Annotated in this window: 16 protein-coding genes; 10 read left to right on the plus strand and 6 right to left on the minus strand. The window is 63.6% G+C overall.

What is annotated here, in order from left to right; all coding sequences use genetic code 11:
* Positions 1–425: 425 nt before the first annotated feature.
* Complete coding sequence (locus CXY70_RS01270; RefSeq protein ID WP_233205665.1) at positions 426–1205, plus strand: alpha/beta fold hydrolase; 780 nt, start codon at positions 426–428, stop codon at positions 1203–1205.
* A 46-nt stretch (positions 1206–1251) separates the two neighbouring features.
* Here CXY70_RS01270 and CXY70_RS01275 read toward each other — a convergent pair whose 3' ends face one another.
* Together CXY70_RS01275 and CXY70_RS01280 are read right to left on the minus strand one after the other, a co-directional pair.
* Complete coding sequence (locus tag CXY70_RS01275) at positions 1252–1647, minus strand: hypothetical protein (RefSeq protein WP_104190595.1); 396 nt, start codon at positions 1645–1647, stop codon at positions 1252–1254.
* A gap of 595 nt (positions 1648–2242) precedes the next feature.
* Positions 2243–2827: an XRE family transcriptional regulator gene (locus CXY70_RS01280; RefSeq protein ID WP_104190596.1), complete on the minus strand. Its 585-nt coding sequence runs from the start codon at positions 2825–2827 to the stop codon at positions 2243–2245.
* Between the two features lie 101 nt (positions 2828–2928).
* Between CXY70_RS01280 and speB the strand changes: the two genes are divergently transcribed.
* From speB to CXY70_RS01305, 5 genes are all read left to right on the plus strand, one after another.
* Positions 2929–3891, plus strand: coding sequence for an agmatinase (gene speB, locus CXY70_RS01285; protein ID WP_104190597.1), 963 nt, complete (start codon positions 2929–2931; stop codon positions 3889–3891).
* A gap of 75 nt (positions 3892–3966) precedes the next feature.
* Positions 3967–4362 (plus strand): nuclear transport factor 2 family protein, encoded by a 396-nt coding sequence (locus CXY70_RS01290; RefSeq protein WP_104190598.1) that lies wholly within the window; start codon positions 3967–3969, stop codon positions 4360–4362.
* Positions 4363–4391: 29 nt separating this feature from the next.
* Positions 4392–5768, plus strand: coding sequence for a cytosine permease (locus CXY70_RS01295; protein ID WP_104190599.1), 1377 nt, complete (start codon positions 4392–4394; stop codon positions 5766–5768).
* The gene (locus CXY70_RS01300) at positions 5749–6429 is read left to right on the plus strand and encodes a cyclase family protein (RefSeq protein ID WP_104190600.1); all 681 of its coding nucleotides are present in this window, start codon (positions 5749–5751) and stop codon (positions 6427–6429) included. The genes CXY70_RS01295 and CXY70_RS01300 overlap by 20 nt, the downstream gene beginning before the upstream one ends.
* Complete coding sequence (locus tag CXY70_RS01305) at positions 6422–6772, plus strand: hypothetical protein (RefSeq protein WP_104190601.1); 351 nt, start codon at positions 6422–6424, stop codon at positions 6770–6772. The genes CXY70_RS01300 and CXY70_RS01305 overlap by 8 nt, the downstream gene beginning before the upstream one ends.
* A 66-nt stretch (positions 6773–6838) precedes the next feature.
* Here CXY70_RS01305 and CXY70_RS01310 read toward each other — a convergent pair whose 3' ends face one another.
* On the minus strand, positions 6839–7345 hold the full coding sequence (locus CXY70_RS01310) for a GNAT family N-acetyltransferase (protein WP_104190602.1): 507 nt from the start codon (positions 7343–7345) through the stop codon (positions 6839–6841).
* A gap of 515 nt (positions 7346–7860) precedes the next feature.
* Between CXY70_RS01310 and CXY70_RS01315 the strand changes: the two genes are divergently transcribed.
* Together CXY70_RS01315 and CXY70_RS01320 are read left to right on the plus strand one after the other, a co-directional pair.
* Entirely contained in the window at positions 7861–8616 is a 756-nt protein-coding gene (locus CXY70_RS01315) for a hypothetical protein (RefSeq protein ID WP_158250875.1), read from the plus strand.
* Positions 8613–9146, plus strand: coding sequence for an RNA polymerase sigma factor (locus CXY70_RS01320; RefSeq protein ID WP_104190604.1), 534 nt, complete (start codon positions 8613–8615; stop codon positions 9144–9146). The genes CXY70_RS01315 and CXY70_RS01320 overlap by 4 nt, the downstream gene beginning before the upstream one ends.
* Positions 9147–9243: 97 nt before the next feature.
* Here CXY70_RS01320 and CXY70_RS01325 read toward each other — a convergent pair whose 3' ends face one another.
* Positions 9244–9873 (minus strand): cysteine hydrolase family protein, encoded by a 630-nt coding sequence (locus CXY70_RS01325; RefSeq protein WP_104190605.1) that lies wholly within the window; start codon positions 9871–9873, stop codon positions 9244–9246.
* 374 nt (positions 9874–10247) lie between these two features.
* Here CXY70_RS01325 and CXY70_RS17945 point away from each other — a divergent pair, with 374 nt between their 5' ends.
* Complete coding sequence (locus CXY70_RS17945) at positions 10248–11036, plus strand: hypothetical protein (RefSeq protein WP_199183331.1); 789 nt, start codon at positions 10248–10250, stop codon at positions 11034–11036.
* A 464-nt stretch (positions 11037–11500) separates the two neighbouring features.
* Here the strand turns inward: CXY70_RS17945 and CXY70_RS18535 are convergent, their stop codons facing one another.
* The gene (locus tag CXY70_RS18535) at positions 11501–11638 is read right to left on the minus strand and encodes a hypothetical protein (protein WP_199183332.1); all 138 of its coding nucleotides are present in this window, start codon (positions 11636–11638) and stop codon (positions 11501–11503) included.
* A 52-nt stretch (positions 11639–11690) separates the two neighbouring features.
* Between CXY70_RS18535 and CXY70_RS01335 the strand changes: the two genes are divergently transcribed.
* Entirely contained in the window at positions 11691–13115 is a 1425-nt protein-coding gene (locus CXY70_RS01335) for a GntP family permease (RefSeq protein ID WP_104190606.1), read from the plus strand.
* Here the strand turns inward: CXY70_RS01335 and CXY70_RS01340 are convergent.
* Positions 13099–13878: an IclR family transcriptional regulator gene (locus CXY70_RS01340; protein ID WP_104190607.1), complete on the minus strand. Its 780-nt coding sequence runs from the start codon at positions 13876–13878 to the stop codon at positions 13099–13101. The genes CXY70_RS01335 and CXY70_RS01340 overlap by 17 nt on opposite strands.
* Positions 13879–13899 lie beyond the last annotated feature (21 nt).

Here is a 13899-nt window from a genome sequence, read left to right on the forward strand (position 1 = left end):
GACAAACCCACCGAGAATGACCGACTCGAACTAGCCGCCTAAACTCCCACTGGCCTCATTCACCTTGACAAATTCCGTGGCCGTAGTGAGGGAGGTGCAACGTGAGGCACCCAACGGGGTCATCCTCAGCGGTGCCAGCGCCGGCGCATGTTTGTCAGCCGGCGCAGTCCTGCGCCTGCTCGGAAACCGGAGGATTCAGGCTCCAACTACACCCTCAATTGTGAAGAGCCGGTGACATCCTGGAATTCAGGGACCCCGACAACGTGGCGCTGGAACTCTTCGTCCCTGCCTGAGGCGTGTTCGACCTGAGATGTGTTCGATCCAAGACATGTTGGTGCGCTGCCTAACGGCGTATCGCTGTGCCGTCGGGCCTCTGTCCAGATAACCTCTGGCCAGATATGTTGCACTGCGCCTACAGTGAAGTCATGTTGCACTCAACCCGGCAAGGCTCCGGTAAGCCACTCCTGCTGATCCATGGGCTCGGTTCCAGTATTGGCAACTGGGACCCGGTAATCCCGGCGCTGGCCGCTGAACGCGATGTCATCGCCGTCGACCTCCCCGGCTGCGGCGAATCCGCGCCGCTGACCGGCGAAACCACCATTGCCACGCTGACCGATTCCGTCGAAGCCTTTATCCGCGACGCGGAACTGGGTGACCTTGATCTGGTAGGCAGCTCCTTGGGCGCCCGGATGGTAATGGAAATGGCACGCCGCGGGCACGCTGGCGCCACGGTCGCACTGGACCCTGGTGGATTCTGGAATGACCGCCAGGCAGCGATCTTTGGTGCAAGCATCAAGGCATCCGTCGCACTGGTGCGCCGCATCCAACCGGCTCTCCCCTTCCTCACGGGCAACCCTGTGGGTCGCACGGCCCTGTTTGCACAGTTCTCCGCCCACCCCTGGAAGCTGCCACAGGATCTGGTCCTGCACGAGCTTCGCGGGTTCAAGACATCGACCAGCCTGGATCCGTCCCTCGACGCGCTGATTCACGGACCCCGCCAGGAAGGCGCACCGGCCGGTTCACTCAAGGGCAAAATGGTCATTGGATGGGGGCGGAAGGACAAGGTCACCGCTCCCAGTGAGGCGGCGCGGGCCACGGAGTTGTTCCCGGATGCAACGCTGCACTGGTTCGAAAACTGCGGTCACTTCCCGCACTGGGACCAACCAACGGAAGCGGCGCGCCTGATTCTCGATAGCACCGGCTGAGCTGCGGCTGAGCGCCCGGGCGGAGCCACCTACGGCTGAGTTGGCTTCAGAAAGGGGTGATGAGTACATCGACCGGGCAGCCGGCGATCGCGGCCGCCGCGTCATGGTCCGTGGGGATCTCGGCGAGCCACCATTCCTTGCCGGGTACGCGCAGCTCACAATCGACGGATGCTGCCCCGCCGAAAGACATATACGTCGCGCCTCCGAGGCTGAACCGCAGCCCACGTGGCAACACCCGCACATTTCCACTGATCTGTACCGGTCGCCCGGGGGCGCCCGCCAACCAGCCGTCGAGACGATTCCAATCCTCATGGCTTCCGGGCGCCACGAGTACTCGATCGATGCGGGTGTTCTTGCACCAGAAATCGACGCTAGCCGGGAAGCCCTTGCCGGAGCGTTCCGGCCGGATGCCAAAATCGCCGACGTGCAGAATGGTGCGCACGTCGGGGCTACCCGGGCGATGGCCGGAATGATTGTCACCTCAAGACCGTCGGTCGCATCCTTGAGGATCTTCCACCGGGTGCTGAAGGCACTCAGTGGATGCCTCAGCAGCCATGATCTGGGCTCACCTGTTGGAGAACGCATTTGGGCGGCGAACCACACACGTAGACGGAGACTTGATTCACACACTTAAATTCAACGAATTTCTGGCCCGATCGGCCGGGGCGTGGACGGATGGTGATTCCTGCAGAGCAGGCCCCAGTACTCAAAAGCCTTTTAGCCACCACCCTGTGACAGTTCTCGGCGCCGCGCTTCCCCTGTGCACGGTAACTTCCAATAGCGCTTGCCCGGGTTTTACCCCCTTCTGAGCGACCGCGGGTGACGTCCATTATGTTGGTGGACTGAATCGCCCCGGGTCTCGGGGCAGGTCTGATTCTTAGAGAGGATGATGACCGAGCCAGTACCGAGCGCTGGAGCTTCGTGAGCGTGCGATGCGGCTTGTTGCCGAGGCCGAGAAGGAAGAGCCGAAGTTGTTCAGTCGGATAGCGTGGCGGCGTCGAGTCAGAGGTCGGTGGGGGAGGGTGTTACGGTCTCGGTCAGGCCGAGCCGCTCCACGGCGCGGGCACGATGACCCACAGCACGACGGCCGGCTCGCCGTCCTCGACCTGCCAGGTGTGCGGCTCGCGACCGGGGAAGGTCAGCGCGTCGCCGGCGTGGACGGCCACAGTGCGACCGGCGAATCGCACGGTGAGTAATCCCGAGACGACGTGGAGCGCTTCGACGTCGCAGTTGATCGTGTAGAGATCGGAACCGCCGTGCGCGTCGGGTTCGAGTTCTGATCGCAGCAGCTGAACCCGCTCCTCGCTGCGCGGTGACATCAGCCGCTCGTCGGCGTGCACTCCGCCCAAGTTGATCCGCGGGGCGTCGGCGTACGAAACATGGTGCACGTCGGGCTCGGCGAAGAGCGCTCCGACGGGCAACGAGAGCACCTGACACAACTGGACAAGCGTTGCCACGCTCGGTGACGTCTCGTCGCGCTCGACCCGGCTGAGGAAGCCCTTGCTAAGGCCCGTCGTCTGAGCGACCTGGGCGAGTGACATGCCCTGAGCGGTACGTGCGGAGCGCAGCTTGGCGCCGATGGGTGTCGCGGTGCCTTCGGCGGTGGGGTGGATGGCGCGCACAGTTCCTCCTCAATGCTACTCACACATTCGTCCTTGACGATCTGCCCGGGGCAGCGTACCGTAAGCATAAGTTGTCTATAGCGTACCGAAAGTTGTCAAATATGCAACCGTTCAACAAAGATGCGACGGTTGAGCCCCGCGGGCCGGTGGACGCGAGTGTCGTGCCCCGGTTCGCCGGAATCGCGACCTTTGCGCGACTCCCGCGGCTTGACGAGGTTGCGCGTGCAGACATCGCGATCGTCGGGATTCCCTTCGACAGCGGAGTGAGCTACCGACCTGGTGCTCGGTTCGGCCCCGCGCATGTGCGCGAGGCCTCGCGTCTACTACGACCGTACAACCCTGCGCAGGACGTCTTCCCGTTCGCCGCCCAGCAGGTCGCCGACGCCGGCGACATCGCCGCGAACCCGTTCGACATTGCTGCTGCTGTGGGCGAGATCGAGGCGGGCGCGCGCCAGCTCAGCGAGCACGCCGACCGACTAGTCGCCATCGGCGGAGACCACACGATCGCTCTGCCGCTGCTTCGCGTCGCGCACGCGCAGCACGGGCCCGTCGCGGTATTGCACTTCGATGCCCACCTCGACACGTGGGACACGTACTTCGGGGCGCCGATGACTCACGGGACCCCCTTCCGGCGGGCGTCCGAGGAAGGCCTCATCGACCTGACCGCGAGCATGCATGTCGGAATCCGCGGCCCCCTGTACTCGAAGGACGACCTCGAGGATGACGCCCGGCTCGGCTTTGCGATCGTCACGAGCGAATTCGTCGAAGAGCACGGCGTCGCGGCCGCCGTCGAACGCATCCGCGCCAGAGTCGGAGACGCGCCCCTCTACATCTCGATCGACATCGACGTACTCGACCCCGCCCACGCGCCGGGAACAGGAACTCCGGAGGCGGGCGGGCTCACGAGTCGAGAACTACTCCGGATGCTGCGGGCCCTGGCCGATCTGCGCATCGTCGGCGCCGACGTGGTCGAAGTTGCCCCCGCGTACGACCATGCCCAGCTGACCGCTATCGCAGCCAGCCATGTCATCTACGAGCTGCTGAGCGCGATGGCGCCTGGGTGACCCAGCCGAACGACGAAGCCCCGACCAGACACAGAAGTCCCGAACCGACCGGCCAGCCTGACACAGGAGACACCCATGACACTGCCTACCCCGACGGACGAAGCAGTCCGTGCCGCGGCATCCGCCATCGTCGAGGCGTTCGCCGCCACCGACGGCCCGCGCTATTTCTCACTGTTCGCACCCGACGCAACCTTCGTCTTCCACACCGAACCTGCACGAATCGAGGATCGGGCTGCCTACGAAGCCATGTGGGAGGAGTGGGTGGGCGACGGCTGGAGCGTGAGGTCCTGCGCATCGAGCGCGCCCGCGGTGCAGACGTTTCCCGGTGGAGCCGTCTTCACCCACTCCGTCAACACGAGCGTGAGCACCGCGGACGGACCCAAGTCCTACCAGGAGCGCGAAACCATCGTATTCCGGTCTGAATCTGCCGGCCTCATCGCCATCCACGAACACCTATCACCCCAGCCCTGACCCGACCCCATTCATCGAGGAGCCCAAAGATGTCGCTCTACACCCGTATCGAAGGCCAACTGGACACCAAATCAGATGACGCGGGCCCGGTTCGCGGTACCTACTCGCTTGGCCGCGTGCTCATGATCTGGCTGGCCGCGAACCTTGTGGTCACCACCCTTCTCACCGGCACGCTCTTCGTGCCGGATGTACCGTTCGGCCTCGTCGTCGCCCTGATCGTCGGCGGAACCATCGTCGGAGCAGCAGTGCTCGTGACGATCGGCGCGATCGGAACGCGCACCGGCCTGCCGACGATGGCAATCACGCGCGGACCGTTCGGGACGCGCGGGAGCCTGCTGCCGGTGGCCGCCAACGTGGTCATCCTGATGGGCTGGAGCTGGGTGCAGGCAATGCTCGCCGGGATCGCCCTTAACTACATCGTCGCGTCGATGACCGGGTTCTCCAATCCCGTCATCTTCGCCGTGCTCTGCCAGACGATCGTCGTGATCCTCGCGGTCTTCGGCCACGCCGGAGTCGCTCGCGTGGAACCGTGGTTCGCCGCGGTCATCCTCGCGATCGCCGCCTATATCTTCGCCGTGGCGTTCTCTACGTTCTCGCCGGCAGACTTCGCGGGCATCTCGGCGCCGCTTGAGCCGTTCTACTCCCCGGGACTAATGTTCGATGTCGTGGTCGCGACTGCCATATCGTGGACGGTGCTCTCGGCCGACTTCAACCGCTTCGCATCGTCGACCCGCGCGGGCGTGATCGGCTCGGGAATCGGTTACACCTTGTCGACGGTGATCTCGATGTCGCTCGGCGCGAGCGCGATCGCTTACGTCGTCCTGCGGGGCGGCGACGCGATACCGTTCGACCCTGTGACGATCATCGAACCCTTCGGCGCCCTGTTCGCGGTCGCGATCTTCCTGTCCGTGATGGCGACGAACACGATGGTCGTCTACGGCATGGTCACGAGCGTCGTGAACGCGCTCCCCGGCCGCCGGGTGCAATTCCTGTCCACCGCGATCGTGCTCGGGCTCATTTCAATCATCGGTTCGACCTTCTTCGGTCTTCTGGCCCAGTTCACGACGTTCCTGGTCACGATCGGCGCCCTGTTCGCACCGATCTTTGCGATCATGATCGTCGACTACTACATCGTCGCGCGCGGCAGCTACAGCGCCGACATCCTGAAGGCTCAGGGCGGTCGCTACTGGTACACCGGCGGCATCAACTGGCTTGCTGTCACGTCGTGGGTGGTCGGTGCAGCGTCCGCCTACGCGTGGGCGTACGTGTGGCCGCTCCCGTTCGGTGCGACTGTTCCCGCATTCCTCCTGACCTTCGTCGTCTACCTGGCCCTCTCGCGTGCGCGCCGCAGCAAGACGCCTTTCGAGCCCAGCCGGCACCTCGCTGATGCCGACACCCCTCGCTGACGGCCCTGGAGTGTCGCCGCGCGCGGCGCTCCGGGACCTCAGTCACCCGATCACCGACGGGATGCAGGTCTACCCCGGCGACCCGGCGGTCCACGTCGTCGCTGCGCTGGTCCTCGACAGCGACGGGGTGGCCGTGACGCGGCTCCAAATGGGGTCTCATACCGGAACTCACATAGATGCGCCGTCCCACACCATCGCTGGTGGTCGAACAATGACCGATGTGACTCTCGACGAGCTCCTCGGCGATGCGTTGGTGGTGCGGGTGCGAGCGCTCGCCGAGGGCGAGGTATACGGATGGGACCGGCTGAATGCGGAGCATCCGCTACCGGATCGACTGCCCCCGATCGTCGTGATCGACACGGGCTGGGCGCGATGGTTCGGCGACGCGCGCGCAGTGCGGCATCCGGCCCTCGATGCCGGTGCGGCGCGTGAGCTTGTCGCTCGCGGGATGCGGATCCTCGCGGTCGACACGCTGAGTCCCGACCCGACCGGTACGTCGTCGGTCGCCTTTCCCGTGCACGAGGTTGTGCTGGGCCGCGGCGGGCTGATCGTCGAGAACCTCTGCGGACTGAATGACCTGCCCTCACAGGTGCGGATCGGCTTCTTCCCCCTGCGACTCGGCGGAGACGGGGCGCCGGTGCGAGCGGTCGCCTTTGTCTGAGGCCGCTGGCCATACGGGCGAACTCACAACGGCCGAAGACGCCGGGCCGATCGCTCACAATGTCAATTACTGGGCTGGCCCGCAGTCCCTACCGCTGTGGCTTCCCCGCATCGACGCCGCCTTCGCTTGGCGCAGTCGCAGCCGGTTTGTCGAGGCAGGCGGAACCGAGCATTCCCTGCAAGACACCCTCCAGGCTGTGCTGGAGGATGAACGGGCTCGTGGACTCGATCGGGAACGTCGATCTGGCCTCACCCAGCAAGAGCAGCGCGCTCTCCTCACCGAGATCGACGCGCAACCGCCCGGCGGAGAACTAGTCAATCCATCCCTCAGACGCCACGGTTGATCATCCCGTAGGGGATTGGTCTGGCGACACCGTGAACAGGGTTTCCCGCCAGGGGTCTAAGTAGAGCTATCGAGCGCAGTTCTGCTCGCGTGTAATCCTCCAATAACTCACGTCATCGGTATCGAATGGCAATTCAATCATCCCCAACTTTGCTGCAACGCGTTTGGAGACCTCGTTCTCCGGCTCGATCGTCGCCGAGATCGAGGCCAGCGACGAGATGCGGAACACGTGGTCGAGCATGCCGATTCCGACTTCCGTTGCATAACCCTTGCCCCAAGCCTTCTGATGAAAGACATACGTGAGTTCATCGAAGTCTCGATTCGGCGCTCGAATCACGCCACAGTAGCCTACGAACTCGCCAGATCGCGCGTCGAAGACGGCCGAGGTGCCGTAACCGCGATCGACATACTTTCGCTCGCAGATTTCGATCCACTGCGATACTTTGGGGCGGCTGAGGACGGTCCCGTGCCCGACAAATCGCATCACGTTCGGGTCCGCGCAGAGGGCTGAGAAGTCGTTGAGATCGTCGCGGCGAAACTGACGCACTGATAGGTGTTCGGTCTGGAAGAGCATCGGCCCAGCCTATCCACGCCCGCAGGTCGTTCCTCTTGCGGGTCCGCCTGAGCGACTTGCCCCAAGGCCCTACAGCAGTTCGACGGTCGCACAGCGTCCGTCCACCGGAAAGGTGTTGACATTGGACCTGGCCAACTTAGCTGCACAGGTGTGGTTCGATCAGGTATGAGACGAAGCTTCCAAACTGCACTGACCGTAATCCTCATCGCCGTCGTCTTGCTTTGTGGCATACCCGTTGCCGCTGCCGCCTATCAGGCAGGAGTCCCGGACTACCAGTGCGCCATTTCCCAACAGATACCGGATGGTGCCGTGCGCGAGCTCGGCGCTTCAGGAACTTTTTNACGATCGCTCCAATCACGCAGCCGTGTACTCGACCTGCCTGGTGGACACGAACCGTCTCACTGAGGGTTCCTCTTTTGAGACGCGGATTTTTTCGCCGATTACATGGGTGAGTGTCACACTTTGACCTCGGCCGGTCATGTTCTAGGTGTAAGGCTGACGATTGGATGAGGTTCATGGCAATCACTGATGATGAACTTGACGGGCGACTGCGGAGCGGTCGAGTAGAAAGACGGGGCGACACCCTTCCCTCTGGAGTGGTCTCCGCGCTTATTTCCGATACGCGTGCGACGGCTCAAGGTCGAAAACTGCGAACGCGCGTCACGGCGGTGACAGCGGCTGGTGCGATAGTGCTCGGCGGTATTGTGGCTGGGCCCGCGACTGCTGACATTGTGCAGAAGTTTCTGGCGCAGACTGTTTTGAATCCGTCTTTGGATAGTGTCGCTAGTCCGATCGACGAATGGATCGATACCGCTGCGGCTGATTTTCCCGAGTACGCGGCCTCAATCTATCCGCAGTGGCTGCCGCTCGCGCCGGGTCAGACGCAGCAAGGGGTTGTTGCCCGGGTCGTATCTCAGCAGGCGGCCACTCCTGCGCTGACCCCGGAGCTAAACGTGCAGCGCAGTTTTGAAAACGTCGTATACGCCGCGTGGATGGGTGAATGGATCGCCGCCCACGACGCGGGCGATCAAGCCCGGATGACGGCCGCCATTGCTGTGTTGGAGGACGCGCCGACCTGGCCGGCCCTGGTAGCCACGGACGGCGGCGGTGTCACTAGGTTGATGGCCGGATTCGTGGCTGAAATGGCCGACGGCGACGCTGAGGTCGCGCAGGCCGCAGCGCAGTATGACGGCAACCCGGCTTGGGATGGTATCGACCGTGATGCGCTCATCGCGGAGCTCTTCAGCAAATACATCCCCGAGGCCTTGTGAGCACCGTTGAGGGAACCGATGAGCTCGTATTCGTGGAGCAGGTCGCGCTGGCCGTGCCCATTGAGGACGTTATGCGGGAACTGATCCCGGACCTTCTCGGGTATTTCTTGAACCGGTTGGATGATCGTGAAGATGCCGCGGACGCGGTCGCTGAGACGTTGCTCATTCTGTGGCGGAAGGAGCGCGCGGTGCCGGCCGCCGCCGAAGATGCGCGACGATACGCATTCGGCGTGGCACGCAAGATTCTCCACACGACACGACGTGGTCGCCGCCGCCACACCGCCTTGGCCGACCGGCTACGCGTCGTCGTTCGCGAGGAGGCCATCCCCGGCCCTGAAGTCGACATCGAGCTTCGCACCGCGCTCGGCAGCCTGACCGATCACGACCGCGAGCTGGTTTTGTTGGTTGCGTGGGAAGGATTCTCGGTCGCCGACGCCAGCCAAATACTCGGCATCCGACCGGATGCCGCGCGAGCACGCTACTCACGGGCACGCGCCCGACTTCGCGAAATACTCGGCGCGACGCCATGACGTCACCGCGAGACCAGCCCACTCTGCCGAGCCGACCGGCATCACCAGACGCACCTGACACTGATTGGGACGGCCCAATTCGGCCGTGCTTCGTTAATTACCTGGCGTCCCGCCCCCGGGCAGCTGACTCGATGAGGTTGTCTCCCGCGACAGCGTTCTCGGATGTTACGGCTTCGGTCCACGCGCTCGTCGTGGCGACCGCAGCCCAATTGGAGTTCAGGACGGCCATGATTGTTTCGTGCACTCGCTTTGCCGGCGCAGAACCGGCGGAATTCACAATGTCGATGGCTCCGGTTGCATCCGACAGGACCTCAACAGTGAATCCGAGGGGTTCGGCAGCGGCGGCGGAACCGACAACGCAGTTGTTCGTCATGTAGCCCACGATGGTGATTGTGTCGATCCCGCGCTCGCGCAACCATTCCTCGAGGCCAGTACCCGCGAAGATGCTGGCAAATGACTTCGTGAAGCGATGTGCCACGTTGTCGGCGCGCTTGGCGATCTCCGGGCGCAATGCGAAGGTCGACGACTCCGGCGCGAAGACCGGGAACCCCGCAGGGGATTTATGTTGCCCAACGACGACCGGAATGCCAGCCTGCTCAGCAACGTCCATCGCCTCGGCGATACGAGTAAGTGACTCATCGCGTGCGGGGTATTGGATCGGCAGCAGCCCTTCGAAATACTCCTGTTGGGCATCGATGACGATCAGGGCGCGGCGGGGTGAAGACATGGGATTTCCCTTGGTTGATGTGGTGAGATGGGACTTCCGGCGGATGCCCGGAGGCCTTTCAAACAAAACATGGCACTGTCCTGACGACATTAGACCTCGAGCTGACCCGCAGTGAAGGACCGCCGACCCTCATGCTTCCGCGAAGGCGCTATTACATCGACCTCCCTGAAGTCGATGGGACAGGGCCTCGTGGGTCTGCACCGTACGCCGATCAGAATCTCGCAGCACGGCTTCATCCGCAGTGACTCTTGAGCTTAATGCCCTAGTTCGGGGGGAGAGTTGTAACGACCTGAGAGCCGTGCCTACTGCGACGATCGATATGAGGCGGTCCGTCGACTAATCGCTGCCGGCCCAAGAGAAGGAACCCATCTAACGTGCGCACTGCCCCCTCGATTGCAGCCCTCGCCCTTGCACTGGCTCTTGGTTTGGTCGGCTGCGCCTCTGCGCCGGCGACTCGCGAACCTGCCGAGAGTAACGCTTCCGCTAGCAGCGCGAGCGAGAAGGACTCGAGCTCAAAGCAAGATGCCACGATTGAGGCGTTCATCAGCGCCGCTTTCGGAGATGGCTATGAGGACGCGTTGCAGCATGCCTCCCCCGGCTCGCCCGCCGAGCGTTATGTCACTCACCAGCAGGCACTGTTCACTGGACTGAACGCGAATGGTGACGGCGAGACGGACCCAGCCGACGAGCCGACTCTCGCTTTCAAAGGAGGTACCGTTCAGGTTGTTCAATCTGACCAGAGCGAGTACGCCCTGACTGACTTCATCTTCGATGAGGACGGTCTCGTCGTCTCCTGGATAGGTAAGTCCGGCCCGGTCGCCGACGTGCTCTGGACCACTCCGTGGTCCGGGCAGACCGGCGGGAACACCATCGACCTCGTCTCTGCGTACCGTGCAAACGGTGGCGGGCTCTTCGTGGTCCTCAAAGTTACCGCAAACGAGCGCTCGACAAATGCCTTCGGCTACAGCGCCACGTACTCCGCGTCCGACGGAATCACCTATACCGCCGACGGCGCGTCGCAGCCGCAGCAGATCGCCGTTGGGTCCGCAGGCTATGTCATCCTTACCTTCCCCGGTGCCCCTTTCGGCGGCACGGTGCTTCTGGAAGGCACCAGTCCGGACGACTTCTCGATCTCGTGGGCCGCAAGCGTCCCCGTAAAATGACCTGGCCCCGTTTCCCCTGTTCGAAACTTCAGATGGGTGTGAATTTCTGAGGGCTCGGTGTGGAAGTCTTTTTTCCCACGACTTACATCGAGCTCGACGGTTTTGGTCGGCCTCGGCATAGAACTCAGCCTCGGCCCCGCGCCGCATTGCGACGTCGACGACGAACGCACGAAGTCCTCATCACGATCGCCGATGTCCACGTCTTCGACGGCGTCTTCCGCGGGTTCCCCTGGCCACAAGACTGCCGACTAGGCCAGTCGCGCTCCAGCTGCGTCACGAAGCCGCTGGCGGGCATCCGCAAAAATCGCAATGTCATCCGAACAGGGCGGAGCCGTGTTGGTCGGGGTCGTAGGCGCCGAGCCAGTGGAGGTGCAGCGCGCTAATTTCCCAGACGAGCTAGGGGTGCCGATGCCGGCACGGCGGCACAACGCATGCTAGCAGCCCGTACGTGCACCGCAGTCAGTTCACCAGCGGTTGAGTTCGATCCATTCATTCTCGGCGTCGTCGACGCTGAGGATGTTCCAGTTGATCGGATGCGGGCGGTCGGTTTCACCGGGGGCATTCGATGACGGGCGACTTTGACGGCTTGGGGTTAAAGCCATAATCTGAGTTTGTAACTTACATACTGAGTTCTCAACGATGAGGAGAAACGCTATGGACGACTGGGCAGTAATCGCGGTGACCGCTGGGGTGATCGCCGCAATGGTCGTGTTGATCGTCAAAGTGCACCTGAACCCGGCCGTGGCGCTGGTCATCGGGGCCGGCGCCATTGCTTTGGTTGCCAGCGGAGACGTAACGCAAACGGCGAGCATCGTCACCGTTGGATTCGGCGAGATCATGGCCGAGATCGGCCTGCTCATCGCCTGGGGCGTGCTGATCGGCGCCATTTTGAGCGAGGCGGGAGCCATCCAGCGCCTGGTAGACGGGCTCCTGCGCATCTTCGGCGCACGTCGGGTACCCTACGCGTTTGCGACAACTCTCGCTGTGGCCCTGCCGTCAATTTATATCGACGTTCTGCTCGTTATGAGCGCACCCTTGGGGCGACGGATGGCGGCACGCCTCGGTCGCACGGGTACCGCCCGAGTCGCTACCGCCATCGCCGTGGGACTCGAATGCGGCCTCGTCATGATCGTGCCAGGCGTGGGTGCCCTCGCCCTGGCGGGCCTTCTCGACGTGCCGTTGGGCATGATGCTGCTCGGTGGCGTGGTGGTCACCGTGCCGACCGTCCTGCTCACACTCCTCGTGATGTATTTCGCCTTCGACCGCGGCTTCTGGAATCCCGAGCGCGATGAATCTGTAACCATCACCGACACGGAGGCTGACGAAGACGCCGACGATGAGTATGCTACCCGGCCGGCGACGGGCTATACCTCGGCCGTCGCCATGGTTGGCGCCCCGCCCCGCGTGCGAACCCGTGTGCAGCAGCCGACACGTGAGCCCGCTTTGGCGCTGCTCTTCGCGCCCATGATCGTGTCACTGCTGTTCGTTGCCACCGGCGCGATTGTGCAGGCGACGGATGCTGACCTCGGCCCGATCAGCATCGTTTTCGCGCCGGTCTTCGCCCTGCTGGTCGGGTTACTCGGCACGAGCCTCGTGGCGCGGCTTACCATTGGTGCCGAACGAGTCAACAAGGCCGTCTCCCGCGGGTTTCGGGAGTCGGGCCAGATTCTCATTCTCACCGGTGCGGGCGGCGCCCTGGCAGCGGCCGTAGCGTCAACGGGCATCGGCGAGATCCTGGGGGCGCTGTTCACCACCACGACCGTCGCTCCGCTGCTGCTCGTCTGGGTCGTCGCTGCCGTGCTTCATATGGCCATCGGATCGGTGTCGATATCAGCCATCACCGCCGCGGGACTGCTCGCCTCGGTCATGAGCGAGATTGACGTTGCCCCGGTGCTCGTGGCTCTCGCCGCCGCCGCCGGATCGCTCTTCGTCGTTCACGTCACCTCGAACACGTTCTGGTTGCTTCAGAGCTCGCTCAACCAGTCCACGCGTGGCACCTTCAAAACCTGCACCCTCGCTGTATCCGTTGCCTCCGTGATCGCACTCGGCCTCACGATGCTGCTCAGTCTGGTGCTGTGACCGCCGAACCGAGGGCTCGGCTCAGATGGGCGCCGGCCGCGACCACCGACGGAGTGAGGTGGGTGACGACATCCGGTGTCATGCGCGAACTCGGACCGAGCAGGCTCAGGGCTCCGAACAGCGAGCCGCCGTGTTGGAATACCGGTGCGGCGACACTGCTCACCGACGACGTGCGTTCGCCGACGGTGTACGCAAAGCCGCGCTCGCGCACGGTGACGAGGGATCGGCGCAACTCGTCGACATCGACAATCGTCTCTTGCGTCAAGGCAGGCAGCGGATGCTCGAACACCCGGGTCGCGAGCTCGTCGTTCCACGCCAGCAGCACCCGGCCGGAAGACCCGACGTTCACCGGCGTCACTTCGCCGAGGGCGATCACGCGTCGCACGCTGTGCCGACTCTCCGCCATCGCAACGCACACGCGTAGCTCTCGCGTAGAGATGAACAGGCACGCGGTTTCACCGGTTTCATCTCTCAGCGCGGCGAGCACGGGCTGCGCCAACTCACCCACGTCGAGACCGTGGAATGCGGATCCCGCCCAGGTCGCCATGCGCAGACCGATGCGAAATTGGTCGCCGTGGCGGTCGAGAAACCCGCTCTGCACGAGATTGGCGACCAGGCGTTGCACCGTCGACGCCGGCAGCCCGGTCGCGGTGCGCAGATCGGCCAGCGACCGCTCCGGAGTCGAAAACGTGAACGCGTCGAGGATGGTGCTGATTTTCGCCAGCACGAGCAACGGACTGTTCGACGCTACTTTGCCTGCCATTCCGCGAGTTTATCGCTATCC

This window comes from Cryobacterium sp. Y82 (genome assembly GCF_002929495.1).
GTDB classification, from domain to species: Bacteria; Actinomycetota; Actinomycetes; order Actinomycetales; family Microbacteriaceae; genus Cryobacterium; species Cryobacterium serini.

Coding starts and splice junctions, on each gene's coding strand:
- CXY70_RS01270 (WP_233205665.1), top strand. CDS start 426: ATGTTGCACTCAACCCGGCAAGGCTCCGGTAAGCCACTCCTGCTGATC.
- speB (WP_104190597.1), top strand. CDS start 2,929: ATGCAACCGTTCAACAAAGATGCGACGGTTGAGCCCCGCGGGCCGGTG.
- CXY70_RS01290 (WP_104190598.1), top strand. CDS start 3,967: ATGACACTGCCTACCCCGACGGACGAAGCAGTCCGTGCCGCGGCATCC.
- CXY70_RS01295 (WP_104190599.1), top strand. CDS start 4,392: ATGTCGCTCTACACCCGTATCGAAGGCCAACTGGACACCAAATCAGAT.
- CXY70_RS01300 (WP_104190600.1), top strand. CDS start 5,749: ATGCCGACACCCCTCGCTGACGGCCCTGGAGTGTCGCCGCGCGCGGCG.
- CXY70_RS01310 (WP_104190602.1), bottom strand. CDS start 7,345: ATGCTCTTCCAGACCGAACACCTATCAGTGCGTCAGTTTCGCCGCGAC.
- CXY70_RS01315 (WP_158250875.1), top strand. CDS start 7,861: ATGGCAATCACTGATGATGAACTTGACGGGCGACTGCGGAGCGGTCGA.
- CXY70_RS01325 (WP_104190605.1), bottom strand. CDS start 9,873: ATGTCTTCACCCCGCCGCGCCCTGATCGTCATCGATGCCCAACAGGAG.
- CXY70_RS18535 (WP_199183332.1), bottom strand. CDS start 11,638: ATGGCTTTAACCCCAAGCCGTCAAAGTCGCCCGTCATCGAATGCCCCC.
- CXY70_RS01335 (WP_104190606.1), top strand. CDS start 11,691: ATGGACGACTGGGCAGTAATCGCGGTGACCGCTGGGGTGATCGCCGCA.
- CXY70_RS01340 (WP_104190607.1), bottom strand. CDS start 13,878: ATGGCAGGCAAAGTAGCGTCGAACAGTCCGTTGCTCGTGCTGGCGAAA.